At 26.0% G+C, this 2,644-nt stretch carries 4 protein-coding genes and 1 pseudogene; 4 read left to right on the forward strand and 1 reads right to left on the reverse strand.

The genetic code is table 11. From position 1 onward, the window contains the following. The 4 genes and pseudogenes from J7M77_RS14760 to J7M77_RS14775 form a co-directional block, all read left to right on the forward strand. Nucleotides 1-190, forward strand: a pseudogene (locus tag J7M77_RS14760) (hypothetical protein); the annotation flags it as partial. A 123-nt stretch (nucleotides 191-313) separates the two neighbouring features. Then, entirely contained in the window at nucleotides 314-970 is a 657-nt protein-coding gene (locus J7M77_RS14765) for a hypothetical protein (RefSeq protein ID WP_296879944.1), read from the forward strand. A 76-nt stretch (nucleotides 971-1,046) separates the two neighbouring features. Next, entirely contained in the window at nucleotides 1,047-1,742 is a 696-nt protein-coding gene (locus tag J7M77_RS14770) for a suppressor of fused domain protein (protein ID WP_296879946.1), read from the forward strand. Between the two features lie 74 nt (nucleotides 1,743-1,816). Continuing rightward, nucleotides 1,817-2,071 carry a hypothetical protein gene (locus J7M77_RS14775; protein WP_296879948.1) on the forward strand — a complete coding sequence of 85 codons (255 nt, stop codon included), beginning with the start codon at nucleotides 1,817-1,819 and terminating at the stop codon, nucleotides 2,069-2,071. Between the two features lie 478 nt (nucleotides 2,072-2,549). On the opposite strand, the gene J7M77_RS16945 is transcribed toward J7M77_RS14775, so the two are convergent. After that, on the reverse strand, nucleotides 2,550-2,644 hold a 95-nt coding region (locus J7M77_RS16945; RefSeq protein WP_367237036.1), incomplete at its 5' end, for a glucosamine--fructose-6-phosphate aminotransferase.

The raw sequence follows: 2,644 nt of genomic DNA on the forward strand, positions 1-2,644 counted from the left end.
GGAAGAAAGAATATTTCAGAATAAAAAGAGTGTTGGTGTAGTAGTTGATATGAGAAGATCGAAAATGATTGAAAATATTGTCTCATTATTGGCAGATAAAGCTATTACTATTGATGATTTAGATGGATTTAGTGAAGAATTAAAAGATGATGTAAAGGCATGGGCAAAAGCATGGCGAATTCCTATCTAGAAATAAGTCGTTTTCTATATCTTATAATAACAAATTAGAGTTATTACAGTTATTTTGGAATAACTTTAAACTTGCTATTTTTAAATTCTCTTTTTTATAAAACTATCGAAGGGATAAATTAATATGGAAAGATGTGCATTATGCAACAAAAAAATAGGTGGCTTAAATGGTAGAAATAAAATAATAAATACCGATCTTGAAATATGCCACGCTTGTTATAATAAAATTGAAATAATGTTGACAAGACTTCAAAATGCAAAATCACCTGATGAATTAAATGAAAGATTAGAGATTGTTTTAAAAGAATTAAATCAATATTCAACTAAAGATGAATACAAAAACCAAATAAAAAGATTTTTAAATAATGCTTATTTATCAATAAAAGCTGAATTTACTAATAAAAATATCTCGAATAAAATCATCGATAGTGAAAACGATCGAAAAGAATCAATTACTTATTCATCAAAGCTGATTGATAAAATAATCAATGATCGTAAAGAAAATAGTAATGCGGTTAATTTAACTGAAATAAACGATCAGTATGAATACGATGTATGTGTTGTCCATGATAAATTAAAAGGTACGATTGATATTGAAAAACTCAAAACTGTTTTATTAGAATATTCAGTATTAGGTTGGAGATTAAAATCAGTTATTCCCAATGTATCAAGTAGGAATGTCACTACAGTTGGTAGTCCTCCAATAGGCACTATACCTTATGTTAGAACTGAAGAAATTATTTTAATATTTGAAAGAAAAATTTCTAATGCAAAAAGATAAATATATCAAATTAATAATAATATTTTGCTGTTTATCAACTAAATAAGTTTAAATATGTAAGAAGGAATTAAAAAGAATGAAAATATTTGATAAATTTAAAAAGCAAGAATCAAATATGTATTTATATACAGAAAAAGAATTAGATTTGTATGAAAAGTATATTGAAGAACAATTTGGTGATTATAATGAAGTTTTTCATGAAATTGTTTCACCAGATATTCATTTAGATATAATAATTATTCCACCAACAGCAAGTAATAATTATTATAAATTAATTACAATGGGAATGGGTGCATATAAAATGAATGTCCCAAAAGAATTTAAACAATATGAACTAGAAAGAGCAGAGCTAGTTTTATATTTACCGCCAACCTGGAATATAAAATCAAATAGAGAAGAGGACTATTGGCCAATTCGACAACTTAAAGTATTAGCTCGATTGCCAATTCAATATGATACTTGGTTAGGATATGGCCATACAGTTTCATCAGATCAAGAAAATAGTTTTTATGCTAGTAACACCAAGTTTTGTAGTATGATGTTATTAAATGCTTTAAATAAGGATTATGACCAATTAGATTTTAAAATGGAAACTAAAGGAAAAATAAATTTTTATCAATTATTTCCACTTTATAAAGAAGAATTAGATTTAAAACAAAATAGTGATGCTAATACATTATTGGATTTATTTGATGATGAAGATATTGTACCAATTGTAAATATAGATAGAAAAAATTATGCTGCTAAAATAAATGAAGAAATTCTAAATTAAGTATTTTAATGGTTTACACACGAATCAATAAATAAAATTTTTAGGATTTTATTTATATAGATATTTGACGAAAAATGTATTTAAAAGCTAAGGAACGGTATGATCCAAAAGAGGTATCACCTTATATCTATGCCCAATATGTTGTATGTGCAATAAAAAGTGAAAATGGTGAAATATATACAGGTTTTTGTATTGAAAGCTGTGGTGGTGTTTTGGATTTATGTGCCAAAAGAATAGCAGCGCTGAATATGGATATTAATAGCGGTCAAACTGTTATAAAGCGATTAATCGCATTTAGAGATCGGGCTCCATTTGATGAAGGAAGTTGAATGCCTTGTGGTGTTTGTAGAGAATTTTTGATGCAATTAAATTAGAGAAATTATTAACAAACTGGTGGGGAATGTATCGTTATTAAAATAAGTAATCAAATAATAAAAAAATACCAGCAAAATAATTTGATTATTTTCCTAAAACCATTATTTTTCTAAGGAAATAAAGAAAAAGTATGAAAAATAAGCTAAACTAAAAGTTAGCTGGTAAAATTAAGATAAATCTTTGATTTATCTAGAGTTTAGATTGTTATGATTTTATCAAAATGGTTTATTTGCTATAGTTTAACAGTAACATAAGATGTATTTAAATGTAGATTTTGTGTATACATTTTCGCTAGGCATATCCGTTTAACAGTAACATAAGATGTATTTAAATCAGATTGTAATTTCTTTTTCATAGCCGACATATTTGTTTAACAGTAATATTTGATGTCTTAATAAGTAAACAAGAACCCAATCGGGTTCTTGTTATCTTTTATTCAACAGTAACTGATTTAGCTAAGTTACGAGGTTTATCAACGTCACAACCTTTTAATTTAGCTGCATAATAAGCAATTAATTGTAATGGGA

Origin of the sequence: Thomasclavelia sp. (assembly GCF_017889095.1) — a bacterium.
Lineage (GTDB): Bacteria > Bacillota_I > Bacilli_A > Erysipelotrichales > Coprobacillaceae > Thomasclavelia.

Coding starts and splice junctions, on each gene's coding strand:
- J7M77_RS14765 (WP_296879944.1), top strand. CDS start 314: ATGGAAAGATGTGCATTATGCAACAAAAAAATAGGTGGCTTAAATGGT.
- J7M77_RS14770 (WP_296879946.1), top strand. CDS start 1,047: ATGAAAATATTTGATAAATTTAAAAAGCAAGAATCAAATATGTATTTA.
- J7M77_RS14775 (WP_296879948.1), top strand. CDS start 1,817: ATGTATTTAAAAGCTAAGGAACGGTATGATCCAAAAGAGGTATCACCT.